This window comes from Bradyrhizobium sp. WSM1743, from assembly GCF_000473065.1.
GTDB lineage: Bacteria > Pseudomonadota > Alphaproteobacteria > Rhizobiales > Xanthobacteraceae > Bradyrhizobium.
Map to the genome: position 1 here is coordinate 13,175 of NZ_AXAZ01000072.1, position 24,139 is coordinate 37,313.

The 24,139-nt window shown below is 64.6% G+C and carries 29 protein-coding genes; 15 read left to right on the forward strand and 14 right to left on the reverse strand.

Annotation, left to right across the window (positions count from 1 at the left end):
• Positions 1-260 precede the first annotated feature (260 nt).
• The gene (locus YU9_RS0131085) at positions 261-713 is read left to right on the forward strand and encodes a DoxX family membrane protein (RefSeq protein WP_027576299.1); all 453 of its coding nucleotides are present in this window, start codon (positions 261-263) and stop codon (positions 711-713) included.
• 99 nt (positions 714-812) lie between these two features.
• Here YU9_RS0131085 and YU9_RS42985 read toward each other — a convergent pair whose 3' ends face one another.
• The 5 genes from YU9_RS42985 to YU9_RS0131110 all read right to left on the reverse strand — a co-directional run bounded on the left by YU9_RS42985 (position 813) and on the right by YU9_RS0131110 (position 5,995).
• Positions 813-1,574 carry a helix-turn-helix domain-containing protein gene (locus YU9_RS42985; RefSeq protein WP_371259221.1) on the reverse strand — a complete coding sequence of 254 codons (762 nt, stop codon included), beginning with the start codon at positions 1,572-1,574 and terminating at the stop codon, positions 813-815.
• 454 nt (positions 1,575-2,028) lie between these two features.
• Positions 2,029-2,580: a dihydrofolate reductase gene (locus YU9_RS0131095; RefSeq protein WP_027576300.1), complete on the reverse strand. Its 552-nt coding sequence runs from the start codon at positions 2,578-2,580 to the stop codon at positions 2,029-2,031.
• A gap of 7 nt (positions 2,581-2,587) precedes the next feature.
• A complete protein-coding gene (locus YU9_RS0131100; protein WP_027576301.1) occupies positions 2,588-3,610 on the reverse strand; it encodes a polysaccharide deacetylase family protein in 1,023 nt (340 codons plus the stop codon).
• A gap of 161 nt (positions 3,611-3,771) precedes the next feature.
• A complete protein-coding gene (locus YU9_RS0131105; protein WP_027576302.1) occupies positions 3,772-4,341 on the reverse strand; it encodes a glutathione peroxidase in 570 nt (189 codons plus the stop codon).
• A gap of 91 nt (positions 4,342-4,432) precedes the next feature.
• A complete protein-coding gene (locus YU9_RS0131110; RefSeq protein WP_027576303.1) occupies positions 4,433-5,995 on the reverse strand; it encodes a L,D-transpeptidase in 1,563 nt (520 codons plus the stop codon).
• 208 nt (positions 5,996-6,203) lie between these two features.
• On the opposite strand from YU9_RS0131110, the gene YU9_RS0131115 reads away from it, so the two are divergent.
• The gene (locus tag YU9_RS0131115; protein ID WP_027576304.1) at positions 6,204-6,752 is read left to right on the forward strand and encodes a CreA family protein; all 549 of its coding nucleotides are present in this window, start codon (positions 6,204-6,206) and stop codon (positions 6,750-6,752) included.
• 35 nt (positions 6,753-6,787) lie between these two features.
• Here YU9_RS0131115 and YU9_RS0131120 read toward each other — a convergent pair whose 3' ends face one another.
• Positions 6,788-6,973, reverse strand: coding sequence for a hypothetical protein (locus tag YU9_RS0131120; protein WP_027576305.1), 186 nt, complete (start codon positions 6,971-6,973; stop codon positions 6,788-6,790).
• A gap of 422 nt (positions 6,974-7,395) precedes the next feature.
• Here YU9_RS0131120 and YU9_RS49290 point away from each other — a divergent pair, with 422 nt between their 5' ends.
• Positions 7,396-7,560 carry a hypothetical protein gene (locus tag YU9_RS49290; protein WP_198028326.1) on the forward strand — a complete coding sequence of 55 codons (165 nt, stop codon included), beginning with the start codon at positions 7,396-7,398 and terminating at the stop codon, positions 7,558-7,560.
• 33 nt (positions 7,561-7,593) lie between these two features.
• Complete coding sequence (locus YU9_RS0131130; protein ID WP_027576306.1) at positions 7,594-7,956, forward strand: hypothetical protein; 363 nt, start codon at positions 7,594-7,596, stop codon at positions 7,954-7,956.
• A gap of 12 nt (positions 7,957-7,968) precedes the next feature.
• Here YU9_RS0131130 and YU9_RS0131135 read toward each other — a convergent pair whose 3' ends face one another.
• Complete coding sequence (locus YU9_RS0131135; protein ID WP_027576307.1) at positions 7,969-8,214, reverse strand: DUF6719 family protein; 246 nt, start codon at positions 8,212-8,214, stop codon at positions 7,969-7,971.
• A 67-nt stretch (positions 8,215-8,281) separates the two neighbouring features.
• Complete coding sequence (locus YU9_RS0131140) at positions 8,282-9,754, reverse strand: PLP-dependent aminotransferase family protein (RefSeq protein ID WP_027576308.1); 1,473 nt, start codon at positions 9,752-9,754, stop codon at positions 8,282-8,284.
• 75 nt (positions 9,755-9,829) lie between these two features.
• Here YU9_RS0131140 and YU9_RS0131145 point away from each other — a divergent pair, with 75 nt between their 5' ends.
• From YU9_RS0131145 to kynU, 5 genes are all read left to right on the forward strand, one after another.
• Positions 9,830-10,555 carry a pyridoxamine 5'-phosphate oxidase family protein gene (locus YU9_RS0131145; protein WP_027576309.1) on the forward strand — a complete coding sequence of 242 codons (726 nt, stop codon included), beginning with the start codon at positions 9,830-9,832 and terminating at the stop codon, positions 10,553-10,555.
• Positions 10,556-10,609: 54 nt separating this feature from the next.
• Positions 10,610-11,887, forward strand: a complete 1,278-nt coding sequence (locus tag YU9_RS0131150) for an ArgE/DapE family deacylase (protein WP_027576310.1) — start codon at positions 10,610-10,612, stop codon at positions 11,885-11,887.
• A gap of 281 nt (positions 11,888-12,168) precedes the next feature.
• Positions 12,169-12,978 (forward strand): alpha/beta hydrolase, encoded by an 810-nt coding sequence (locus tag YU9_RS0131155; protein WP_027576311.1) that lies wholly within the window; start codon positions 12,169-12,171, stop codon positions 12,976-12,978.
• A 35-nt stretch (positions 12,979-13,013) separates the two neighbouring features.
• Entirely contained in the window at positions 13,014-13,853 is an 840-nt protein-coding gene (gene kynA, locus YU9_RS0131160; protein ID WP_027576312.1) for a tryptophan 2,3-dioxygenase, read from the forward strand.
• A gap of 8 nt (positions 13,854-13,861) precedes the next feature.
• Positions 13,862-15,064: a kynureninase gene (gene kynU / locus YU9_RS0131165; RefSeq protein WP_027576313.1), complete on the forward strand. Its 1,203-nt coding sequence runs from the start codon at positions 13,862-13,864 to the stop codon at positions 15,062-15,064.
• A gap of 168 nt (positions 15,065-15,232) precedes the next feature.
• Here kynU and YU9_RS0131170 read toward each other — a convergent pair whose 3' ends face one another.
• Positions 15,233-16,012 (reverse strand): cobalamin-binding protein, encoded by a 780-nt coding sequence (locus YU9_RS0131170; protein ID WP_027576314.1) that lies wholly within the window; start codon positions 16,010-16,012, stop codon positions 15,233-15,235.
• Positions 16,013-16,131: 119 nt separating this feature from the next.
• Between YU9_RS0131170 and YU9_RS0131175 the strand changes: the two genes are divergently transcribed.
• Together YU9_RS0131175 and YU9_RS0131180 are read left to right on the forward strand one after the other, a co-directional pair.
• Positions 16,132-16,530 (forward strand): PaaI family thioesterase, encoded by a 399-nt coding sequence (locus YU9_RS0131175; RefSeq protein WP_027576315.1) that lies wholly within the window; start codon positions 16,132-16,134, stop codon positions 16,528-16,530.
• Positions 16,531-16,682: 152 nt separating this feature from the next.
• The gene (locus YU9_RS0131180; protein ID WP_027576316.1) at positions 16,683-17,288 is read left to right on the forward strand and encodes a GNAT family N-acetyltransferase; all 606 of its coding nucleotides are present in this window, start codon (positions 16,683-16,685) and stop codon (positions 17,286-17,288) included.
• A 79-nt stretch (positions 17,289-17,367) separates the two neighbouring features.
• Here YU9_RS0131180 and YU9_RS0131185 read toward each other — a convergent pair whose 3' ends face one another.
• The 4 genes from YU9_RS0131185 to YU9_RS0131200 all read right to left on the reverse strand — a co-directional run bounded on the left by YU9_RS0131185 (position 17,368) and on the right by YU9_RS0131200 (position 20,002).
• Positions 17,368-17,673 (reverse strand): hypothetical protein, encoded by a 306-nt coding sequence (locus tag YU9_RS0131185; RefSeq protein ID WP_027576317.1) that lies wholly within the window; start codon positions 17,671-17,673, stop codon positions 17,368-17,370.
• Positions 17,674-17,768: 95 nt separating this feature from the next.
• On the reverse strand, positions 17,769-18,455 hold the full coding sequence (locus YU9_RS0131190) for a DUF2161 domain-containing phosphodiesterase (RefSeq protein ID WP_027576318.1): 687 nt from the start codon (positions 18,453-18,455) through the stop codon (positions 17,769-17,771).
• Between the two features lie 99 nt (positions 18,456-18,554).
• Positions 18,555-19,235 (reverse strand): SDR family oxidoreductase, encoded by a 681-nt coding sequence (locus YU9_RS0131195; RefSeq protein WP_027576319.1) that lies wholly within the window; start codon positions 19,233-19,235, stop codon positions 18,555-18,557.
• A 23-nt stretch (positions 19,236-19,258) separates the two neighbouring features.
• Positions 19,259-20,002, reverse strand: a complete 744-nt coding sequence (locus YU9_RS0131200) for a tyrosine-protein phosphatase (RefSeq protein ID WP_027576320.1) — start codon at positions 20,000-20,002, stop codon at positions 19,259-19,261.
• A gap of 71 nt (positions 20,003-20,073) precedes the next feature.
• Here YU9_RS0131200 and YU9_RS0131205 point away from each other — a divergent pair, with 71 nt between their 5' ends.
• On the forward strand, positions 20,074-20,385 hold the full coding sequence (locus YU9_RS0131205) for an MliC family protein (RefSeq protein ID WP_027576321.1): 312 nt from the start codon (positions 20,074-20,076) through the stop codon (positions 20,383-20,385).
• A gap of 113 nt (positions 20,386-20,498) precedes the next feature.
• Here YU9_RS0131205 and YU9_RS0131210 read toward each other — a convergent pair whose 3' ends face one another.
• Positions 20,499-20,702 (reverse strand): DUF2735 domain-containing protein, encoded by a 204-nt coding sequence (locus YU9_RS0131210; protein ID WP_027576322.1) that lies wholly within the window; start codon positions 20,700-20,702, stop codon positions 20,499-20,501.
• Positions 20,703-21,237: 535 nt separating this feature from the next.
• Between YU9_RS0131210 and YU9_RS0131215 the strand changes: the two genes are divergently transcribed.
• The 3 genes from YU9_RS0131215 (at position 21,238) to YU9_RS0131225 (ending at position 24,101) form a co-directional block, all read left to right on the forward strand.
• Positions 21,238-22,272 carry a glutamine synthetase beta-grasp domain-containing protein gene (locus YU9_RS0131215; RefSeq protein WP_027576323.1) on the forward strand — a complete coding sequence of 345 codons (1,035 nt, stop codon included), beginning with the start codon at positions 21,238-21,240 and terminating at the stop codon, positions 22,270-22,272.
• Positions 22,273-22,469: 197 nt separating this feature from the next.
• A complete protein-coding gene (locus YU9_RS0131220) occupies positions 22,470-23,171 on the forward strand; it encodes a GrlR family regulatory protein (protein WP_027576324.1) in 702 nt (233 codons plus the stop codon).
• Positions 23,172-23,279: 108 nt separating this feature from the next.
• Positions 23,280-24,101 carry a tetratricopeptide repeat protein gene (locus YU9_RS0131225; protein ID WP_027576325.1) on the forward strand — a complete coding sequence of 274 codons (822 nt, stop codon included), beginning with the start codon at positions 23,280-23,282 and terminating at the stop codon, positions 24,099-24,101.
• The last annotated feature ends 38 nt before the right edge of the window (positions 24,102-24,139 follow it).

Below are 24,139 nucleotides of genomic sequence, written 5' to 3' on the forward strand. Positions count from 1 at the left end.
AAGCTTCGGCTATGGCGCCGGATGAGGGGTTGTCTCCGCGAGTCGAGATCGCGCGAGCTTTCCGTGCCGATAGATATCCCTCATCCGTCTCGCCGCTTCGCAGCGAGCCACATCTCCCACAAGGGGAGAAGGGGCACCGTCTCCGCTGCTCCCTTTTGAATTCCTCGCAGTTCTCCATTTCCCCGTTTGAAAAGCGCAAACGGACTCTTCATAATCCCCTCAAGCGTTCCGTGCGGTAGCGCTTTGCCAAGAGGCCGATCATGCCAGCGTTCGTGACTTTCGGGCGAATCCTGTTTGCCGTGCTGTTCATCTACACGGGCGCGACCAAGCTCTTTGCCGTCCAGGCGACCGCCGACTTCATCGCGACCAAGCTCGTGGTGCCTGACGTCATCGCGCCCTACGCCAAACAGGTCGAGACGGCGACGGGCATGACCACGCCGCAGCTCCTGGCGATCGCGATCGGCGGGCTCGAGGTCATCGCAGGGCTGATGATCGCGCTGAATTTCGGCGCGCGTTTCTTCGCGATGCTGCTGATCATCTACGTCGCCGTCGCGACCGTGCTGTTCTACGATTTCTGGAACATGGCGGCTCCCGACAACGCCAAGATGCTGGTCGACGCACTCAAGAACCTGTCGATCATCGGCGCGCTCTGCATGATCATCGGCTACGGCCGCACCACGCGCCCGGCCGAGGCGGCCTACGGCGACGTGTAGCGATCAACCCGCTCTTGGCGGCGCGATCTCGCGCATCCAGCGGGAAATCGTCGCGCTGCTCGCTCCATCGGTGCCGCGCTGCAGGCCGAGCAATGCGGCCTAGCGCGCGGCGCGGGGCGTGATGCCATAGGCCGCCTTGAACGAGCGCGTGAAATGCGCGTCGGTGCCGAGCTGCCAGCGCCGCGCCACCTCGCTGATCCGCGGACCACGCGCGCCCGAATTGGCGAGATCGAAGAAGGCGCGGTGTAGCCGGCGGCCGCGGATGTAATCGGCGATGCCGCCGACCGGCGCGAACAGCCGGTACAATGACGCCCGGGACAGGCCGAAATGGGCCGCGATCGAATTGGCGGATAAATCCTCGCGGGCAAGGCCGGCCTCGATATATTGGCGGATCCGCATCAAGGACGGGCTCGCAGCGACGGTATGGTCGGCAGCAGCGTCGCCACGTTCGAGCTCGTTGCGCAGGCAGGCGGCCAGCAGCGAGACCGTGCCCTCGACCACTGATTGACATTCGTCGAGCGTCATGCGCGGCGCAAATTCGAAGAGCGCGGTGAGATGTCCCGCCAGCAGCCTTGCGATCACGCCGCTGCCCGGCAGAACCAGGCCGTGCAAATCGTCGACCCGCAACAGATGGTTGCCGAACATCGGGCGCGGCACGACCATCGTGACATTCTCGAACGCCGTCGCCCTGGTCTCCAGGGTCTGGGCGAGGTCAGCCTCCCGCCAGGCGGCGACGTTCTCGTCCGTCTCCATCTGATCGGCGATGAAACCGAATGCCGGTAGCAAGGATGATATCGGGGCTGCATCATCAGTCAGTCCGGAGGCATCTGTCGGACCTGTCGTCGTACCGTCGTCGGTCATGGTGATCGTGGTCGCGTCTTGATCGTCGTTAAGGAGCGGGGAAGGTCGGCGCCGGGCCGATCATGCCTGGCTGTAGGTTGATATCCGGCGAAGGGAAATGGTTCGTTCATGTCCGAATCCTCCCGGCCCGGGGGCGGCAGCCGCGATCCAAAGCCCTCCACTCTTGCGCTTTTGTCTCAGTCTGTTGATGCGGTGTTTCTGAACGGCCGGCTCGTATTGACGCAGCGCCACGGACGTTGGCTATAGCGCCACGACCGCCGTCGGGGCCGATTATTGGGCCTCGGCAAATATGCTAGCCGGCTTTGCGCTGGCCGGCGGCGGGACCAATTTTAGCGTGCTAAGCCAGCAAGATACGCAGTGGTATTATGCTGCCGGCACTTTGCATGGGGTTGTTTTTCCAATTTTGAATCGGAGCCTTGCCGCCGGTGTGAGCGAAGGCGGCAACGTAGGGAGGCTAACCCGGCCGCCACGGGGTCACGGTCACCTCATGCGTCGCGTCGAGCAGGTATGGCGCGCCCGGCGTCATCCCGTGCGAAGCCAGCACCTCGTGAGGCGTCCGCTGGGGCACGCCGACAAAACAGCCTTCACCGCCGGGCAGCCGCACATGCGGGGCTTCCGACAGCCAGAACGTGTCGTAGCGGTCCATGAACATGTCGAACACGACCGGGCCGCCGATGATGGCGATCGTGCCGGAGGCGACATCCGCGAAGGCGCAGGCAGCCTCGAAGCTCGCGTGCTCCGGATTCCACAGCGTCGCGTTCGGCAGCTCCGGATCGACGGTGAGGTCCTTGATCTTGCGGGTCAGGATCAGCCGCTTGCGCTTCGGCGAATTCGGCTGCTGCTCGTGCGAGTGCCGGCCATGCACGATCAGCGCGGCGCGATCGAGCGCCTGCTCGAAGAACAGCTTGTCGCCTTCGAACTTCAGGCTGTCGGGCATGACGTGATCGGCGTCGGCCAGCATGCCGTCCGCTGACACGATGACGTAGCCTTCGATACGGAAAGACAATGGCCTTCTATTCGGAAACGGTCGTCACCACGGAATTGACCGGACGCTGGCTCACCGTCGGCAGCTTGATGTCCTTGAGCAGCTCCTGGTCGTATTCCGGCAGCGTCGAGGCCGGGAATTTGGCGCGCATCGCCACCACCTTGTAGCCGCCGGCCTTCAGCCGCTTGAGCAGCTCGGGCAAGGCCTCCGCAGTGTGCTTCTGGAAGTCGTGCATCAGGATGATGCCCTTGCCCTTGGTGTCGAGCTTCTTCATCACGGTCTCGATCACCTTCTCGGGCTTGGAGGCCTTGAAGTCGAAGGAGTCGATGTCGCAGGAGAAGATCGCCATGTTGCGGTTGCCAAGATAGGTGACCATCTCCGGCGGATGCTGCAGCGCCGGGAAGCGGAAGAACGGCGAGGGCGAGATGCCGCCGAGCGCCCACTTCACGGCGGAAAGGCCCTTCTCGATCTCGTCCTTGCGTTGCGCTTCGTTAAGCTTCTTGTTGTTCAGATTGGCGTGCGACCAAGTGTGGCTGCCCACCGTGTGGCCGGCGGCGTAGACCTGCTTGAGGATCTCCGGCTCATAGGTCGCGTGCTTGCCGATCGAGAAGAAGATGCCTGTGGTGCATTCGTCGGCGAGCGCCTTCAGCACGGCGGGCGTGTTCTTCGGCCATGGGCCGTCGTCGAAGGTCAACACCACCTCGTGGTCGCGCAGGAAGTCGAGCTCCTTGAAATGCTCGAAGCCGAAGCCGGGACCGCCCGTGGTGTCGATCTCGACGGTGCGGGCGACACCGAGGGCGCCTGGCGTGTTGCAGGCCGCGCGTGCCGGCTGCGGCGCCTGTTTGGGCGGGGGCGGATTGACGAAACCCGCTGGAGCCGCAGCCGCTGCTGCAGGCGCCGGAGCCGCAGCGGGCGTTGCAGGCGCTGGCGTTGCCGCCGGTGCGGCTTGCGCCGCGGCTGCGGGCTTCGCGGTCGGTGTCTGCGACCATGCTGCGCCGGTCATCGCAACCGACATCGCGCTTGCCAAAATCAGTCCTGCCGCCACACGCATGGTGTTGTCCTCGAGATTGATCCCGTTGTTCCGCCGCGGCTTTTCGCCTGCGGCCAAACCATCCTGCCCCAACGATCCTAGCCTAGATGGTGGGGCCTCGCCATTGCAACGGCTGTTTGACGCCCCGCCACAATTGTGCCCAGCCGGATGGGGCGCCTGCATCAACTATCGGCCAGCGCCCTGGCAATGGCCGTTTTGATCCGCGTGTCGGCCGGTTCGACTGCGGAGGGAAAGACCTCGGCGATATAGCCATCGCGGCCGATCAGATATTTGTGGAAGTTCCAGCGCGGAACTTCCTTCGGTCGGGCCTCAGCGGCCCATTTGTAGAAGGGGTGCGCTCTTGCTCCGACCACCACGGCCTTGGCTGCAACCGGGAAGGTAACACCATATTGGTGATGCGCGGTCTGTGTGATCTCGCTCGTGCCGCCGGGCTCCTGGCCACCGAAATCGTTGGAGGGCACGCCCATCACGGTAAGCCCGCGCTCGCGAAACTCGTTCCAGATCTCCTGCAAGCCGGCATATTGCGGCGTGTAGCCACAGAGCGAGGCGGTGTTCACCACCAGCAGCGGTTTGCCTGTGAACGCGGCGAGGCGGATGTCGTCGCCTGACAGTGCGGGGAAGGAGAAGGCGTAGGCCGAGATCCGGCTCATCCCGCCATCAGCGAGGGCGCGTGTTGCCGGCGCGAGTGCACTTGCAAGAGCGACGCTCAGCACGGTCCTGCGATTCATCATGACGGCGTCCCCCGAAATGATCCAGGAGGCATGTTACTCCGCCACCACGCCTCACTCGTCAACACCGCGTTATCGAACGCTGCGAGGGGAGCTAGTACAGGCGGACGATGAAGTCGGTGCCTTCGCCGGTCTCGCCCTGGTTGATGCCCTGGTCGGAGACGATGATCGAGCCGCCTGACGTCAGCATCTCGTTGATCTTCGCCATGGTGTCGGCGGGGACCGAGATGCGGTCGAGGGCTTCAGCCGGGCTGTCCGGTGTGATCACCGGTTTTGCGGCGACGGGGATCACGGCGGCGCCGCGCTGGCGGCGCGATACGCGGCTGTCGTCCTCGCGTGCCGCGGAACGGACGGAGATGGGCAGTGACACCACCGACCAACGCAGTGCATTGGCATCGGCCTTGTCGACTTCGGCGGTGAAGACATGCGTGCCGAGCGGCCTGTCGCCCGCGGCGATCGTGACGGGCACCTCGAACAGCGGCGCAAAATTCTGCCGCACGTAGAGCTTGGAATCCTTGCGGCTGATGAACACGGCAATCTGGCCGGCGCGCTTGGGCGTATCAGGCTGTGCCGCCGGCGCAGGATCGGCAACGCGGTTCTCGTCCTTCTTCGCATCGGGCGAGGGGGCGAGCGCCGGTGCAGCGGCCTGTGCATTGGGCGTCTTCGCGGAGTCCACCGCCTCCGTCTTGGCCGGCTCGGTCTTGACGGCCTCGACCTTGTCGGCGGGCTTATCGTCGTTCGCTCGCTTGGCCGCGTCTTCCGACTGGGGCTTGGCCGTGTCAGATGCCTCGGCCGTCTTGGCCTTGTCGGCCGGTGCAGCGGCTTCCTCGCGCGCAGGCGCGTTGCCGGTGGTCACATCCGACATCACGGCGTGGCCGACGGAGGCGCGCAGTTCGAGCACGCTGTCGGCGCTGGCCGTCTTGGTCTCGACCGGCTTGGTTTCGGCGGCGCCCCTGTCGGCCTTGTCGCCGGCATTGATCTGCGGCTCGAGGCTCGCCGCGGGCAGCGGCGGCACGCGCATGGAGGCGAGCAGGGGATGGGAGAAGCTTTGCGGTGACATCTGGCCGGGCGCCACGATCACGCGCGCGCCCATCTTGGTCCAGTTCCACATCTTCGTCGCGAACGCCATCGGCATGCGGATGCAGCCATGCGAGGCGGGATAGCCAGGCAGCACGCCGGCATGCATGGCGACGCCGGACCAGGTGATCCGCTGCATGTACGGCATCGGCGCGCCGCTATAGATGTTGGAGTGGTGGAATTTGTGCTTCTGGATGACGCTGAACACACCCATCGGCGTCGAGTGGCCCTTCATGCCGGTCGACACAGGAGATTCCGCGAACACGCCTTTGCTGTCGTAGACCGTGACCTTCTGCCGGTCGATCGAGACGACGATGACGAGCGGTCCTTGCGGCTTGGTGCCGGCTTCCTTCTCGACGACGCTTTCTTTCTTGCTTGCCGCGCCACGCTTTTGCGGCTTCTGGCGCGGTATTTCGGGAAGCCGATCCTGCCGGGCGTAATAGGACCCGTCGGAATAGTCCGTCCAATAATAAAACGCTGCGTCTGCCGGGCTGGTCGCGCCGATCGCACCCGCCGCCGTCAAAATGGCGACCTGCCAACGCCGCGCCGGCTTGGCGGAAGACCCGTTCACGCTGTTCATCCTCGAATCCATAATCCAAATCAGACGTTAGTCTCGCAAAGGGGATACGCGTTCACCAGCGGAGCGGTTCTGCCGTCAGTTACTTTTGTTCAAGACGTAGCAAAAAAGCCTCACGGAGCGGTAAACGGCGGCCGCGCCCGACGGTCCGTCGCCTTCCTGATCGTCGCTTGCGTTCCTACATTGCGGGGACTTGTTACCGGAGAACTTCATGTCATCTCGTTTCCCCGGTCTTTCCAGCATCCGCTTGAAAGACCTTGCTTTATTCCTCCTGGCTCTGGCCGCGCCAATGGCGTCAGCATCGGCCGCCGATGAGCCCGATCTGATCTTCCGCCGCTCCACCGTGTTCAAATGGATGAGCCCGAACGACAAACTCGCGACCTATGGTCTCGACGATCCTGAAGTCGAGGGCGTCGCCTGTCATTTCACGGTGCCGGAGAAGGGTGGCTTCAAGGGCTGGCTCGGCCTTGCCGAGGAGGTCTCGGACATCTCGCTGGCCTGTCGCCAGGTCGGCCCGATCAAGTTCAAGCACAAGATGGAGCAGGGCGACGACATGTTCCGCCAGCGCCGGTCGCTGTTCTTCAAGAAGATGCAGATCGTCCGCGGCTGCGACGCCAAGCGCAACGTGCTGGTCTACATGGTCTATTCGGACAAGCTGATCGAAGGCTCGCCCAAGAACTCGACCTCGACCGTGCCGATCATGCCGTGGGGACTGGCGGACGCCAACGTCCAGAAGTGCGGCGAGTTCTTCACGCAGTGACGCGCTTGCGTTCACAGTGACGCACTTGCGTTCACTCAGTGACGATCGCGCGGCTTCGCGAGATGCGAACCGGTCAGCCGCACGAACATCTGCGGCGCGGCCTCGAAGCCGCGGCTCGATTGCAGCGCCATTTCGCCGGCGCTGCCGCGAATGGGTGGTTGGTCTCCGCGGTCCGTCCGTGGATCCACATCGCGCCGCGTTGCGCGATTTCCCGCCATCATGGTGGCCATCCCTCACGTGAATACGCGCCCGATGATCCGGGCGTCTCGGTTTCGATGGCTTGGGTCGCTACCGAACCGAACCACTCCCGGTTCGACAGAACCCAGCCCTCGTTTGCCGCCCTGTTCAGCAGAAAAACGTAAAATGCGTGTGAAGCGCGCGAGGCGGGAGCATGACGGCACCTCTGGAAGGCGCACGTCCGTGCTGGCGCCGGAACTTGGCAGGCCACTTTGACCTGCTGCGAGACCTGTCTGAAATGACTGGCATTTTCCGAGAATTGTTTCGTCCTCTGAATGGGACGAAACAATTCTCACGAAGACGAAACCATTTTCAGCTTTTCGCGCATCACGCACGAAACCGCCCATGGTTATCAGCGTCACAACGACGACGGCGCACCGCCGGCCACCGAATTGGGACACAGATCATGCGCGCGCTCAGCCTCATCCTTGCTTTCTGTTTCGTGCTCGCCGGCTCCTCCTTGGCAGGTTCGCCCGACGGCAATCTCCCCGGTGTCGGCACCTTCCAGTACAGCGGCTCGCCCGTCACGGTCCCGGCCCCGCAGCCGATCATGGTCGCCGCGCGCTTCTGACCGCACACAAGAAAACAGCAGGCAAAGCCTATCATGTTGCTTCGTCTCTGCGCCGCAGCGTTCGTGTCCCTTCTGACGATCAGTTCCGTTCAGGCGCAAGTGCGCGCACCCTCCAGGCTACCCGATCCCCGCAGCGAATTCGTGCGCCAGTGCGCGCCGCGCATGCTCGGGCGCTGGGAGCATCCGGAGGAGGTCTGCGGCTGTCTGCACGATCACGCCGCCGCGGCGGTCGAGGACCGCGATCTGCGCGAAGCGTTGCTGCGCGGCATCAGCGAGACCGGCGTGCCCACCATCGAGACCGATTGGGTGCCGGCCTCCAAGCAGGGCGAGATCGGCCCGACCTTCACCAAGATCGCCAAACCGACCCTGCAGTGCATGTTCGATCCGGCGAAGTAGCTTCTCAGATCATTATTTCGATTTCGGCCCGAGCCGCGGCACGCAGGAACTCGTGCGCGAGACTCCCTTGTCGGTCATCTTCGCGCCGCGCACTTCCTTGACCTGGCCGGCGGGGCAGGTTCCGTCATCCACGAGCACACGCTGGCCGAGCTTCAGATCGACGATGTCCTGCTCGCGTCCGATGGTGGCTGCGCGTGCCGTCGAGGCAAGCGCGATGGAGATCAGCAGCAAGAGGCAGGTCGCGTGGCGCAGCAGCATGATGTGAGGTCCCGGCATCGATGCCGCAATCTAGGGAGCGGCGGGCGATTCTGATAGTGAAGCTTCGTCACGCCCGGCGGGCCGATGTTCCCCTTGCGCCCAACGCGGCGCGCGATTCCCTCGCGAGACGTTCGGCGGAGGCCACGAGCTGTGGAACCGGGTGCCCGGAAAATCCCAGCACGAAGCCGGGCAGCGGACGCCCGCGCGAATAGGTGTCGGCCAATAGCCAGCCTTCCGCGCCGGCCGCTTGCTTGGCATGCGCTGCCACCGACAGATCGACCGCAGGATCGAACCGGGCGACAAGATGCAGGCCTTGTGAGGGCACCGGCACCGAAAGCGCGCCATCGGACGCGACTTCCAGCGAGTCGGCGAGCGCATCGCGCGCCTGGCGATAGAGTTTTCGCACGCGCTTCAGGTTCGCGGCGAAGGCACCGGAATTGAGCATGTCGGCCACCGCGCCTTCCATCAGCGTACCGGGAAAGCGGTCGAGCGCCGCGCGCGCAGCCGTCACGTCCGCGATTAGGCGTTCGGGCAGGGCGCAATAACCGATGCGCAGGCCCGGAAACAGCGTCTTGGCAAACGTGCCCAGGTAGATCACGCGCTGGAGGCGATCGATGCCGGCGAGCGACATCAGCGGTGCGCCGTCATAGCGGAATTCGCTGTCGTAATCGTCCTCGAGCACGAATGCGCCGACTTGTCTCGCCCAGTCCAGCAGCTCGAGCCGCCGCGGCATCGACATCTGCACGCCCAGCGGAAACTGATGCGACGGCGTGACGTAGGCAGCGCGCGCGGACGGCGCTGCGACGCGGCCTTTGGCGACACGCATCCCGTGCTCGTCGACGGGGACAGGCACGGCGTGATAGCCGCAGTGCGCGATGGTTTTTCGCGCGGCGGGATAGCCTGGGTCCTCGCACCAGACCTGGTCGTTGGATTTCAAGATCGCGCTCAGAACGATGCGCAGCGCGTGCAGCGTGCCCGACGTCAGCATGATCTGATCGGGGTCGCAACGCAGACCCCGCGCCGACAACAGATGGTCGGCGATCGCCACACGCAGCTCGCGGCTGCCGCGAGGGTCGCCATAATGCAGGTGCTCGGACCCGAATGCGCGCAGGCGGCGGCCGACGAAAGCCCGAAATCGCTGTACGGCGCGTTCGTCGACATGCGTGCAGCCGAGTGCGAACGCGCCTCGCCCAGGCGTTTCGACAACCACCTTCGGCTTGCTCGGCTCGCCGGCCCCCCTCGCCGGGATACGTGCGGCGACGAACGTTCCGGAGCCGACGGTTGCATCGGCAAAGCCGTCGGCGATCAGGCGTTCATAGGCGGTGACGACGGCATTGCGCCGGAAGCCAGTCTGCCTGGCCAGCGTCCGCGATGGCGGCAGCGGCTCGCCGGGCTTGACGAGGCCGGAGACGATCATCTCGCACAGCGCCTGGTACAGCTGGTGCGCCGCGGAGGCGCCTGGAGTGATGTGTGCCCCGGTAAGATCGAGCGGCAGCTCGGCCTTGGCGGGCGCCGGAGAATTGGTCGGAATTTTTTGCATGGAATTGGCACTATCGCAGACCAAATCCGCGGCTACAACTGGTCTGGAATTATTCCAATCCGACCAGGAGCGGCCGTGAGCCAGACCGAGATCCCAAATTCCTATCCGACATCGGCGCGCAACCAGGTGAAGCGCCGGCACGACCGCGGCTTCTATGATCACGCTACGGTTCATCGCATCCTGGATTCCTCGATGCTGTGCCACGTCTCCTATGTGATCGATGGCCAGCCCTATTGCACGCCGACCTTCTTCTGGCGGGAGGGCACCAAGCTCTACTGGCACGGATCGAGCGCCAGCCGGATGTTGCGCAACCAGACCAAGGGCGAGCGCGTCTGCCTGACGGTCGCCCATCTCGACAGCCTCGTGCTGGCGCGCTGCGGCTTCAACCATTCCGCCGACTATCGCGCGGTGATGGCATTCGGCACGGCCTATCTCGTCACCGATCCCGAGGAGAAGGAGCGGGCGGTGATCGCGATGGTCGATCGCTTCTTCCCGGATCGCACCGCGAGCCTGCGGGCGAGCAGCGCGCAGGAGATCAAGGCAACGTCCTTCGTCGCGATGGAGATCGAGGAAGCCTCGGCCAAGATCCGTGCCAAGGGTGTCGCAGACGACGACGAGGACTATGCGCTGCCGATCTATGCGGAGCGCATTCCGGTCCGCACCGTGCTCGGCGCTCCGGAGCCATGCCCGCGCCTGCTCGACGGCGTGAGCCGGCCTGCGACGCTGAATGGCTATTCGGAAGGCCGGCTGCTCGAAGATGCATTGCGGGATGCATATTTTGTGGAGTACCCGAACGGCTGAAATCGGCTAGCTTGCGCACTCCTTGGGAGCCATTGGAATGTCTGGAGTTGCCTGATGAATGCCGGAACGCAGCAGAGGATTCTTGACGCCGTCGACGCCGGCTTCCAAGCCCAGCTTGCAACCACAAGCGATTTCGTCGCGATCCCTTCGACCCGCGGGGCCGAGGGGCCGTGCCAGGACATGATCGGCGACCTCCTGCGTGAACGCGGCTACGAGGTCGACGACTGGCACATCAATGTCGACGATTTGAAGGATCTGCGCGGCTTCGGCCCGATCGAGCACGACTTTTCGAAAGCGCGTTCCGTGGTGGGCACTTACCGTCCGCAAACCAATGGCGGCAAATCGCTGATCCTCCAGGGCCACTGCGACGTGGTGCCGGCAGGTCCGCTGGAATTGTGGGATACCCCGCCGTTCTCACCCGTCATCAAGGACGGGAAGATGTTTGGCCGCGGTGCCTGCGACATGAAGTCGGGCACGATCGGCGCGCTCTACGCACTCGATGCGATCAAGACCGCGGGCTTCAGGCCGACGGCACGAATCCATTTTCAATCGGTGATCGAGGAGGAGAGCACCGGTGTCGGCGCGCTCTCGACGCTTCAGCGCGGCTACCGTGCCGATGCCTGCTTCATTCCCGAGCCGACCGGCGGCAAGATGGTGCGCTCACAGGTCGGCGTGATCTGGTTTCGTCTGCGCGTGAAGGGGCACCCGACCCATGTTGCCTTTGCCGGCTCCGGCGCGAACGCGATCATGGCGGCGTATCATCTGATCCAAGCGCTGCAAAAGCTCGAGATCGAATGGAACGAGCGCGCCAAGGCCGATCGCCACTTCAAGACGCTCAACCATCCCATCAACTTCAACGCCGGCATCATCAAGGGCGGCGACTGGGCCTCGAGCGTGCCTGCCTGGTGCGACGTCGACTGTCGCATTGCCGTATTGCCAGGCTGGTCGATCGCCGATCACCAGCAGGAGATCATGGCTTGCGTTGCCGCTGCTTCACGTAACCACCGCTTCCTCGCCAACAATCCGCCGCAGGTCGAATGGTCCGGTTTCCTGTCGGAAGGCTATGAGCTGACCGACTCCGCCGCGCCCGAAGCTGCGTTCGGCAAGGCCTTCAACAAGGTCTATGGCGGCGCGGTCGAGGACCTTGTTTTCACCGCGCTGACCGACACGCGCTTCTACGGCCTCAACCACGGCATTCCGAGTCTGTGTTTTGGCGCGAGTGGAGGCGAGATGCACGGCTTCAACGAGTTCGTCGAGCTCGAGTCGCTGAAGCAGACGACCAAGGCGATGGCACTGTTCATCGCCGAGTGGTGCGGGGTGGAGAAGGCGTAGTTTGGTGTCCCGGACGCGGTGCAGCGCGCGGACGATGCGGAGCATCGTCCCGCGTGGTGCTCCGCAGATCGGGGACCCATGTCGCAGCATGCACTGGACCTCGGTTCAGCAGCGCATCGTTGCACGCTGCGCCGCGCCCGGGGAACGCACCGGGCCAGACTTCGCCTGCGCAATCTATGGGCTCCTCCCAAATCCTTTAAGCTTAAAAGAAAGACTAGGATGCCGTCCTGACCGGTGGCAGACTAGCGTTGGGTTTGCCGGACAAGTCCTCGGGAGCAACGATGCGCGATTGGGATGACGCTTATGCCAATTCGGCCCATATCCCGGGCTCGGACAAGATGCCGGCGCTGTGGGCGGAGCGGGCGGCGACCTACCGTGCCGGACTGAAAGCTCTTCGTGCGGACATCGCCTATGGCGCCGGCGAGCGCCAGAAGCTCGACCTGATCCTGCCCGACGGCGACAGCAAGGGCCTCGTCGTGTTCGTCCATGGCGGCTACTGGATGCGCTTCGACAAATCGACCTGGACCGATCTCGCCGAAGGCGCGCGGCATCACGGCTGGACGGTGGCGCTGCCGAGCTACACGCTGACGCCGGCCGCACGCATCTCCGATATCACGGCAGAAATCGCCGCCGCGGTCGTCAAAGCGGCCGCGCTCGTCTCAGGGCCGATCCGGCTCGCCGGCCATTCCGCCGGCGGCCATCTCGTCACGCGCATGCTGTGCGACGACAGCCCGCTCGAGCCCGCCGTCCACAACCGCATCGCCGGCACGCTCTCGATCAGCGGCCTGCACGATCTGCGTCCACTCCTGAAGACCGGGATGAATGAGACGCTGCGCATGACGATGGCGGAGGCGACGCTGGAAAGCGCGGCGCTGCACCTGCCGCGTGGGCATTCGCCTGTGACCGCCTGGGTCGGCGGCAGCGAGCGGCCCGAATTCATCCGCCAGTCCGATCTGATGGCCAATATCTGGACGGGCTTCGACGTGCCGACGCACCTCGTCATCGAGCCCGGCCTCAACCATTTTACCGTGATCGACGGGCTGAAGGACCCGTCCTCACCGATCACCGCCCGCCTGATCGGCCTCGACTGAGCAAGCCGGGGCAAGATCGATCGAAAGGACCTGTCATGACGTCCCGCGATTACGATCCTGCAAGCGAAGGCGCCGAGACCGATTTCGGCCGGCGCATGTCCTATGGCGACTACTTGGCGCTGGATGCGATTCTTGGCGCGCAGCATCCGCTGTCGGAAGCGCATGACGAGATGCTGTTCATTATCCAGCATCAAACCACGGAGCTGTGGATGCGGCTCGCCATCCACGAGCTCAGCGCCGCGCGCCGCGCGATCTCACGGGATGAGGTGCAGCCCGCGATGAAGATGCTGGCGCGGATGTCGCGCATCTTCGAGCAGCTCAACAACGCCTGGGACGTGCTGCGCACCATGACGCCCAGCGAATATACCCGTTTCCGCTCGCAGCTCGGGCAATCCTCGGGCTTCCAGTCGCGCCAATACCGCCTGATCGAATTTCTGCTCGGCAACCGCAACCACGCCATGCTGAAGCCGCATGCGCACGATGCGGAGACGACGAAGCTGCTCGAAGCCGAACTCGCGACGCCAAGCCTCTATGACGAGGTGCTGCGGCTCGCCGACCGCAACGGGCTCAAGATGCCTGCGGCGGTGCTGGCGCGCGATGTTCGCGAAAGCCATAGCTTCAACGAAGGCGTGCTGCAGGCCTGGCGTATCGTCTACGAGGCGCCGGAGACGCACTGGATGCTCTACGAACTGGCTGAGAAGCTGGTCGATTTCGAGGACTATTTCCGCCGCTGGCGCTTCAACCATGTGACCACGGTCGAGCGCGTCATCGGCTTCAAGCGCGGCACCGGCGGCACGGGCGGCGTCAGCTATCTCAAGCGCATGCTGGAGGTCGAGCTGTTTCCCGAACTCTGGCGCGTGCGTACGATTCTGTAGGGATGCCCATGACCAGGCTTCGCGTCTATGACGACACCAAGGCGCTGTTCCATTTGCCTGACGGCGTGATCTATCTCGACGGCAACTCGCTTGGCGCGCTGCCATCGGGCGTTGCCGAGCGTGTCAACCGTGTGATCACGGACGAGTGGGGCAACGGGCTGATCCGCGCCTGGAATACCGCAGGTTGGTATGTCCAGCCGCGCCATGTCGGCGATCGCATCGCGCGGCTGATCGGCGCGGAGGCCGGCTCGGTGATGGTCGGAGACACGCTTTCCCTGAAGGTCTATCAGGCCCTCGCCGCCGCGCTCGACATGACCCCGACCCGCAAGATCGTCCTGTCGGACACCGGCAACTTCCCGACTGACCTCTACATGGCCGAGGGCCTCATTACGACGCTCGGGCGCGGCCATCAATTGCGCCTGGTGGCGCCGGAGGAGATCGAGGTCGCGTTGTCCGACGAGATTGCGGTGCTCTACATCACCGAGGTGGATTACCGCACCGGTCGCCGCCACGACATGGCGAAGCTGACAGCGAAAGCGCATGCGCTTGGCATCGTCACCGTGTGGGATCTCGCCCATTCCGCCGGCGCGTTGCCGGTCGATCTCGCCGGGAGCGACGCCGATTTCGCCGCCGGCTGCACCTACAAATATCTCAACGCCGGTCCCGGCGCGCCGGCCTTCCTCTATGTCGCCCCGCGTCACGCCGACAGCGCGCGTGCCGCTCTGTCCGGCTGGATGGGCCACGCAAAACCGTTTGCGTTCGAACTCGCCTATGCGGCGGCCGGCGGCGTCGAGCGCATGCGCGTCGGAACGCCGCCGGTGCTGGCGATGGCGGCGCTGGAGGCCTCGCTCGACATCTGGGACAGGGTTGACATCAGGGAGGTTCGCGCGCGCTCGCTGGCGCTCGGCGATCTTCTGATTGCCCAGGTCGAACGGCGCTGCCCGTCCTTGAAGCTGGTGACGCCGCGCGCGCATGAGCAGCGTGGATCGCAAGTCTCCTTTGTCTTCGACGGCGGCTATGCCGCCATGCAGGCCCTGATCGCGCGCGGTGTCATCGGCGATTTCCGTGCACCGGATATCATGCGCTTCGGGATCACGCCGCTGTATATCGGCGAGGGTGAGATCGTGCGGGCGGCCGGGATCATCGAGGAGGTGATTTCAGGCGAAGTGTGGCGGCGGCCGGAATATCAGGTCGTGAACGCGGTGACGTGAGGAAGATCTCGTGCCCCGGACGCAGCGCAGCGCTTCTTCGCGGTGCGCTGCAGAGCCGGGGCCCACGCTGCACCGAAATCCGTCGCGAGATGGATCCCGCTCTGCGCAGCAACGCTGAGGCGTTGCAGCGCGTCCGGGACACGAGAGCTGCGGTCAGCTCATTGGCGCTCAACCCCACAAGGCCGACACGATCGCATCGAGCCCTTCCGTCAGCGCCGCCGGCCCGGGCTGGAGAATGATCGGCGACTTGATCTCGACGATGCGGTCGTCGCGCACGGCGGGGATTTTGCTCCAGCCCTCGCGCTGGCGGATGCGGGCAGGCACGACTTTCTTGCCGCACCAGGAGGCAAGGATCACATCGGGCGCCGCCTCGCGCACCGCCTCCGCCGAGACGATGCGCTCCTTCGCCGCCTGCCGATGTCGCAGCTCGGGAAACGCATCCGCACCGCCGGCGATCTCGATCAATTCGGAGACCCAACCGATGCCGGAGATCAGTGGATCGTCCCACTCCTCGAAATAGACTTTTGGTCGCGGCGAGGGGCGGGGCGTTGCTGCGATCGCCACGAGGCGCCGCTCGAAACTTTTCGCAAGGTCTTCCGCGCGCCCGGCGGCGTCAACCAGTGCACCGAGGGTGCGGATCATCGTCAGGATCCCGGCAATGTCGCGCTGGTTGAAGACATGGACATCGATGCCGGCGCGGACCAGGTCGGCGACGATGCCGGCTTGGAGATCGGAGAAGGCCAGTACGAGGTCCGGTTCCAATGCCAGAATCTTCGGGATGTCCGCTGAGACGAAGGCTGACACCCGCGGCTTTTCGCGCCGCACCTGCGGCGGGCGGACGGCGTAGCCGGACACGCCGACGATACGGTCCTGCTCGCCGAGCAGATAGAGCGTCTCGACCGTTTCCTCGGTCAGGCAGACGATGCGGCGGGGTGGGAAGTGGCGCATGGCGAGACCATATGCGCTCATGCAGCGGATAATGTCACGGTGGCCATTACCTCAGACGTCATTGCTTTGCCGTGCGAAGCCATTCACGTTGAGACAACAATGAATTGGGAGGGCTTTTGATGACACCGCTCGAGAAACTTAAAGCGATGAAGATGCCGTTCGCCGAGCTCAAGGGCGTCGAGTTTGTCGAAGCCGAGAAGGACCGCGTGGTGGCGCGGATGCCGGTCCGGCCCGATCTCTGCACGCTTCACCACACCATCCACGGTGGGGCGGTGATGGCGCTGGCCGATTCCGTTGGCGCGGCTGCGACCGTGATCAATCTGCCCGAGGACGCCAAGGGCACGACCACGCTGGAGAGCAAGACCAACTTCATCGGCGGCGCCAAGGAGGGGACCACTGTCATCGCTACGGCCACTCCGGTCCATCGTGGCCGGCGGACCCAGATCTGGACCACCCGGCTGGAAACCGAGGACGGCAAGCTGGTCGCCGTGGTGACCCAGACGCAGCTGGTCCTGTAAGACCACGGGATATTGATTTCATTAACGAATTGGTCGATTCCGCTGCCTCTAACTTGGGCAGGTCTCCGTCTTGAAAGTCATGGTGCGATGCACAATATAGGAGGCCTAGGGATTCGAACGCCTCCTCGAGGGACACCAAGAGGAGTTCTGACGTGGTACTTGAAGAGACCGTCCGCACCGCCCCGGGCTATGTGCGGACCCTGATCCAGCAGGAAGAATTGCCGCTTCTGCGCGATCACCTGTTGAGGCTCGATGCCGCAAGCCGGCACGACCGTTTCAACGGCTTTCTCGACGACAGCTTCATCGAGCGCTACGCCGCCCGCTGCGCCGAGGATGGCACCGTGATCGTTGCCTATATCGTCGATGGTGTAGTCCGCGGTGCGGCCGAGCTGCATCCGGCGGAGGACGATTCGCTGCCCGAAGTCGCCTTCAGCGTGGAAGCCTCCGCACGCCGCCAGGGTGTCGGCACCGTGTTGTTCCGCCGCCTGATCGCGGAGGCGCGCTGGAAAGGCTACAAGCAGCTGCGCATCACGACGGGTGCCGAGAATCACGCAATGCGGGCGCTCGCCCGGAAGTTCGGGGCGCATCTGGCTTTCCGCCACGGCGAATCGACCGGTACGATCGACCTCGCCAAGACGCCTGAGGCCGAACTCGCCGATCTCGCGGCCTCGCCCTTCACGGCCGGGCGCGCTCTTCTCAGCTTTAACAGCACTTGCTGGAAGCTGATCTCAAGCATGTACGGCAATCGCGCCGCGTAGCCCCAATCGCGGACGGGAATCAAACGGCGGACCGGCAAAACCGGTCCGCCTTAGTATTCTCAGGTCGAAAGATGAGGGCTCAGGTGCCGGTGCGCTTGTCGTTGCCGAAACGGCGGACGACGCGGCGTTCGACCACGACGGAGCGCTGCGCGCCCTGCTCGCCGGCGATCACCCGCGTGGCCGTGATGCGACCGTTGGCGCGGGCCTGCTTCTTCACCTCGGCTTGCACGATCTCGAGCGGCATTCCCATCAGGGCTGCGGCGATCTCGGCCTGCTGCGCCTGGTCGTCGGTGATGCCGATGGCAGCGAAGATCGCCTCGTCCAGGGTGGGCGGATCGTGGCGCACGCGCCGCGTGCCATATTTGGTATTCCAGTCTGCGCTCATAACGGCCTCGTTTCGATGCCGGGATACCTAGTGCCGTGAATGTTGCATTGCAATATGTAATTGGTGTGGCAGCTCAGCTATGCACCGGTCGGGTGTCATGGCGGTGACGCAGCACCTGCGCCGACCTCCACCCGCGGCTGAGGCCAACGTTTCAGGGCAGCGTGTCCGGCTTCGGTGAGCCGGTAGATTCCCCGCTCAGCGCGCTCAAACCAGCCATACACATTGTTAAGCAAGATCTTGCCGGCATCGGGACAACGGACACGCAGCTCGCGTACGGACCGCGGACCTGCCGCGAGCTCTGATGCGCAGGCCAGCGCCTGCTGCCGATAGGCCGTCATGATCGGTGCGCGGGTGCTGCCGCCGAGCACCGGATCGCCCTGGCGCCGCTGATGCTCGGCGACGAGGCGCGACCGAATCTTCGGCTCGCGGCGCGGCGCCGCGGTTGGCGGTTTCACCAGAACCTCGACCTGGCCGCGATCGGTCACCCCGAGCATGCCGAAGCCGAGGCGGCGGCAGAGATTGCGATAGCGCGCATCGCTCTCGCGTCCCTTGCCGCGCGCTGACATCTTCGCCGCGATCCAGACCTCGTCGCCGGCCGGCGCGCGGTCGACCGCCTGCAGGATCAGCTCGAGATTGAAGGCGAGCTTGAGCTCGCCGATCACCACGACCGGTGGATCGCCGGCGCTGAGGCCGACGAGATCGCAGCCGCCGATCTCGCCCTTGACTGTGAAGCCGAGCTCTTCGAGGAAGCGTTTGACGGGCAGGTAGAGCGCGGTTTCCAAGGAAATGTCCGGTCGGAGAATCAGTTGGGAGCAGTCTAGAGCCTTCTCGGCTCCGATTGAATCGAAGCCGCCGCTCGGATGCCGCCGCCCAAGCTTTGCTTACACCCGCCCGCCCACGGGGATCAGCGCGCCGGTGACGCCGCTGGCGGCATCGCTGGCGAGGAACAGGATCACCTCTGCGAGCTCCTGTGGCGTCACCCATTTGGAAAAGTCCGCCTTCGGCATATCGGCGCGGTTGGCCTTTGTGTCGATGATCGAGGGCAGCACGGCGTTGACCGTGACCTTGCCCTTCCACTCGTTGGCGAGCGCTTCGGTCAGTCGATGAACGCCGGCTTTCGACGCGGCATAGGGGCCCATGCCGCTGCCGGCCTGGAGCGCGCCCATCGCGCCGATATTGATGATGCGGCCAGCCTTGGATGCGACGAGGTGCGGCAGCGCCGCGCGCGAGGTGTTGAGCGCGGTGAGGACATTCAGCGCATGCATGCGCTGCCACGTCGCAATGTCGCCGTCGCCGATGGTCTCGAAAGCGAAGCCGCCGGCGATGTTGATCAGCGCATCGAGCCGGCCGAAATGTCTTGCCGCCGTCTCAACGGCCGTCTTCGCCTGCGCCGCGTCGGACAAGTCGACGCCGCCGATCTCGATGCTTTCGGGCCTTGCGGGACTCCGCGCAGGCGCGTGATCGATGCCGGCAACGCGCGCGCCGCGCGCCTGCGCGGTCTCCGCAACCACCTTGCCAAGCGCGCCGAATGCGCCGGTCACGATCAGGACCTTGTCTTGCATCATCGTTCTCCCGGCGTGGTGGCCTATGATTGCAGATAGCGCGCCTTCAATGCGGTCCGCTCGGCCGCGCCGAGCTTGAGCCCATCGCGCAGATAGGTTTCGAGATCGCCATATTCGCTGCCGACCGCTTCAAAAGCGGCCGCCAGGTACGAGGTCTCGACGCTGCCGATTGCGTCGAGAACATCGGCCGGAAGATCGGAGGCGTTTGACGCGTCGCGCTTGTAGTGCCGGTTGGTCAAGAGGTAGTCGTCGGCAATGACATCGTCGGGCACGCCCAGCGCATGCAGGATCAGCGCGCTGGCAAAGCCGGTGCGGTCCTTGCCGGCGGTGCAGTGGATCACGAGCGGCGCGCGGTCTTCCAGCAGGTGGCCGAACAGCGCGCGAAAACTGTGCGTGTTGTGGCGGACATAGTTGCGATAGGACTCGCGCATGAGCTCCAGCGCCACCGACGCGGTCAGCCTGCCCCGGGCGAGTTCGGCGCGCAGTGCGGCCACGACGGTCGGTTCGATGGGCAGCGAATGCACCGTAATCTCGTTCACGACGCAGACGCCGGCCGCGCGCTCCTCCAGCCCACGGAAATCGAACGCGCTTCTGACGCCCAGCGCGCGGACGATCTCGACATCGGCTGCGGTGAGCTGGCCGAGATGATTGGAGCGGAAGATGTGCCGCCAGCGCGTGGTGCGGCCATCGGTGGTCGGATAGCCGCCGAGATCGCGAAAATTGCTGGCGCCTTGCAAGGCGAGATGGCGGGCAGGGGAGTCTGACATGGGATCGGCTTGGGTTATGGTTCCACTGGATGCACGGTTGGCGTCCTTGAGGTCTATTACAGGGGGCGATCATGGGCCGGCACAAGGCCATTGTTTTGGCGATCATCATGCTGGCGGGCGGAATCCTCAACGCGCGGCAGGCGGATGCGCAGACCTTCCGGACCTACCGCTGCGCCGATGGTACTCAGTTCATCGTTGGTTTTTATGATGGCGACAAGCGCGCCTTTCTTCAGATCGACGGTGAGCCCGTCACGCTCGCCAAGCGGCTGGTGGTCTCCGGCACGCGCTATTCGGGGGCGGGTATCACGCTGACCGTCGGGAGGGCCCGGGCCACGACGGTCAAGCATCTGAAGCGGCCGGTCACGGCCTGCGCGGTGATCTGAACGGCGTGGCTCGCGAAAGAATCAAAAAGGGCCGAAACAACGTTGTTTCGGCCCTTTTCGAATTGCCGCCGGGCGACTGCGAGAGCGCTGCGGTTTCAAGCCGGCTACAGGCATCAGCGATCCCATTTCGGCTTGGCTTCGTCGACCGCATCCTGGTGATACCAGCTGTCGCTGCAGATCGAGACGTTCGAGGGCAGCGAGGCGTGATCGGCGGGAAGGCGGGTCTCGTCGTAACGGCGTCCCCCGAGAGCCGCACGGCCGCCGACGGGGAATTGGTAGATCTTCGCAGATCCGTGACTCAGACCATTGTTCATCATTGCGATTTCTCCTTGGTCGAAGCGCCTTGGCCTCCATGGTGCGCCCGACTCGTTCGATTGTGGTTACTGGAATCCCCATATCGGCCGCGCTTCCCGGATTGGAAAGTGCCGAAAAGGAAATCAGCTTCCGCCTAATTTGTAGGCAGGCAGAGCTCTGCATCCCCCAAGGCACCCCGTCGGTGACCAACGCCTGGGCCATTCCAAAGGTTGCTGGGGAGGGGCCGGAGTGTTTGCGAAAATTGCCGGACGTTGATGCACCTTTGATCGGCAACCTCCGGGGCGGCGTCCACTGCTTCAGAATCAGGCGTTTTCCGCGGTATTTTTGCGGTGCAGCTTCACTTGAAGGTGCGCGGCTATGACGCACGGCGCGGTGAAGGGCCGGTCGGCAGCAGGGGGAGGACGGCCGCCGTGGAAAACCGCCCGTACTGCGGCCTTTTGGCACGTTAAATGCTTGGGAAGGGCCGGCCGATGATGGCCGGGTACAAACGTGCGGGGCTCTCAACCCCACCTTTCGCATCATCTACAGAGAGGCTCAATGACCAAGTACAAGCTCGAGTACATCTGGCTCGACGGATATACGCCGACTCCGAATTTGCGCGGCAAAACTCAGATCAAGGAATTCGCGTCGTTCCCGACGCTCGAGCAGCTTCCGCTCTGGGGCTTCGATGGCTCCTCCACCCAGCAGGCCGAAGGCCACAGCTCCGATTGCGTGCTGAAGCCGGTCGCGGTGTTCCCGGATGGTGCGCGCACCAACGGCGTGCTGGTGATGTGCGAAGTCATGATGCCCGACGGCAAGACGCCGCATCCGTCCAACAAGCGCGCCACCATCCTGGACGACGCCGGCGCATGGTTCGGCTTCGAGCAGGAATATTTCTTCTACAAGGACGGCCGTCCGCTCGGCTTCCCGACCGCCGGCTATCCGGCGCCGCAGGGTCCGTACTACACCGGCGTCGGCTTCTCGAATGTCGGCGACGTCGCCCGCAAGATCGTCGAGGAGCATCTCGACCTCTGCCTCGCGGCCGGCATCAACCATGAAGGCATCAACGCGGAAGTCGCCAAGGGCCAGTGGGAATTCCAGATCTTCGGCAAGGGCTCCAAGACCGCTGCCGACCAGATGTGGATGGCCCGCTACCTGATGCTGCGCCTCACCGAGAAGTACGGCATCGACATCGAATTCCACTGCAAGCCGCTCGGCGACACCGATTGGAACGGCTCGGGCATGCACGCCAACTTCTCGACCGCCTATATGCGCGAAGTCGGCGGCAAGGAGTATTTCGAGGCGCTGATGGCTGCCTTCGAGAAGAACCTCATGGACCACATCGCCGTCTACGGCCCGGACAACGACAAGCGTCTGACCGGCAAGCACGAGACCGCGCCGTGGAACAAGTTCAGCTATGGCGTTGCCGATCGCGGCGCCTCGATCCGCGTTCCGCACTCCTTCGTCAACAACGGCTACAAGGGCTATCTGGAAGACCGCCGTCCGAACTCGCAGGGCGACCCCTACCAGATCGCTTCGCAGATCCTGAAGACGATCTCGTCCGTGCCGACCGACAAGAAGGCCGCGGCCTAAGGTCCTCCCGGCCCGGGCTGGGGGGCTGGCCCGGGTTGGCTCTCAATCCGCCGGAGCGAAGGCTCCGGCGGATTTTTTGCATTTGGATGACAGCCATCCCCATGAGGCTCGGGGCTGCGCCGCGCGAAACTTGTCCATTGCCGCCGAAAGCGGGTTAGAGTGCTTGCCGGATGCGCGCAGGGCCGGGGACACGGCTGGTGTTTGAAGGCTTCTACAAGGTGAGATTTCAGCTCGGCGATGCCGTCGGCCGGAGCGTGATGCATGCCGGCAATGGCAAGATGCTCGGTGGCAATTCGGCCTTCGCCCATATCGGCACCTACGACAAGACCGACAGCGGTGTCGACGTCGAGATCAAGACCGTGCGCCACAACCCCGATCCGAACTACCGCGCCATGGCCGGCACCGACGATGCGACCTTGATCGCGAAGGGCTGGGCCGACGGCGATCTCTATCGTTTCAAGGGCGAGCTCAAGGAGCTGCCTGGCGTGCCGTTTCAGTCGGTGATGACGCCGACCACGGACGACGAGGTGCCGATCGCCGGCGGCGTCGGTGCGGACAGCATTGCCGACGGCCTCTACTCGATCCATCTGCGCATGCTCGACGGCATCGACGGCGGGCTCACCGGCGTGATGCTGCTCAACCAGGGCCGCATCCTCGGCGGCGATGCAGCGTTCTATTATCTCGGCAGCTACACCGCCGCGAAGGGCCGCTGGAAGGGCCAGATTCTCAACCAGGAGCACACGCCGGCCAAGGACGATCCGATCTTCGGCGGCCACGAGGTCGGCATCGGCTTCTCCGGCAGCTATGACAGCGAACAGGCGATGCTGGAGGCAACGGCGCTTGCCGGCAGGCGCAGCCTGCGCCTCACCGCCGCGCTCAAGCTGATGCACCGCGCCTGATCGCGCCAGGAACTGTTCATGGAAAACGTCCGCATGCTCTCGACGCTCGGCCTGATGGGCGCGATGCGACCCTTGAATTTGCCGAGGCGGAGACGCAACGTGACGACCATGCGGACCTACCTCCTTGCCATGCTCTTCGCGCTTGCCGTGCCCTTGACGGCGCAGGCGCAATCGGCCGATCTCGTCCTGTGCGACCGGCTCGCCGCCGATCCCAGCGATCCCGACAAGCCGGCTGACGTGAAGGGCGTCGCGGAGATCGCATCCTCCGACATCGCAACCGCCATCAAGTTCTGCAGGCAAGCCGCGCCATCCTCGCGGCGCGCGATGTTCGCGCTCGGCCGCGCCTATGCGGCCAACCGGCAGGCGGCAGAGGCGATCGCCGCCTGGCGCAAGGCGGCCGACAAGGGATCGAGCGCAGCGATGGTCGAGCTCGGCGTCGCCTACGCCACCGGCTCGGGCGCCGCCAAGGACGAAGCGCAAGCGCGAAAGCTGTTCGAGAAGGCGGCGCAGGCCGGCAACCCCCGTGGCGTCAGCAATCTCGCCGCGCTCGGCGGCGCAGGTGGCGCCGCGCCGGCCGACCCCGGCCAGGTGCGCGCGCTGCTCGGCAAGGCTGCCGAGACCAACGCGGAAGCGCAGTATCAGCTCGGCGTGATGCTGTCCGAAGGCACGGGCGGTGCCAAGGACGACGTTGCGGCGCGCGCGCTGTTCGAGAAGGCCGCGGCACAAAATCATCCCGGCGCGCTGGAGCGGATGGGCGCCTTCGCGGAAGGCGGCCGCGGCGGTCCGAAGGACAAGGACGCCGCGAAGGCCTATTACGAGCGCGCCGCCGCGCTCGGCGACGAGGACGCCAAGAAGGCGCTGGAGCGCATTCGCTGCCCCTACGCGATCAAGGACAAGCAGGGCAGGCTGGTCACCACGTTGTGCTTCTGAACGCCATCGCGATTGCGCGGGCGCTTCACGAACAGAGC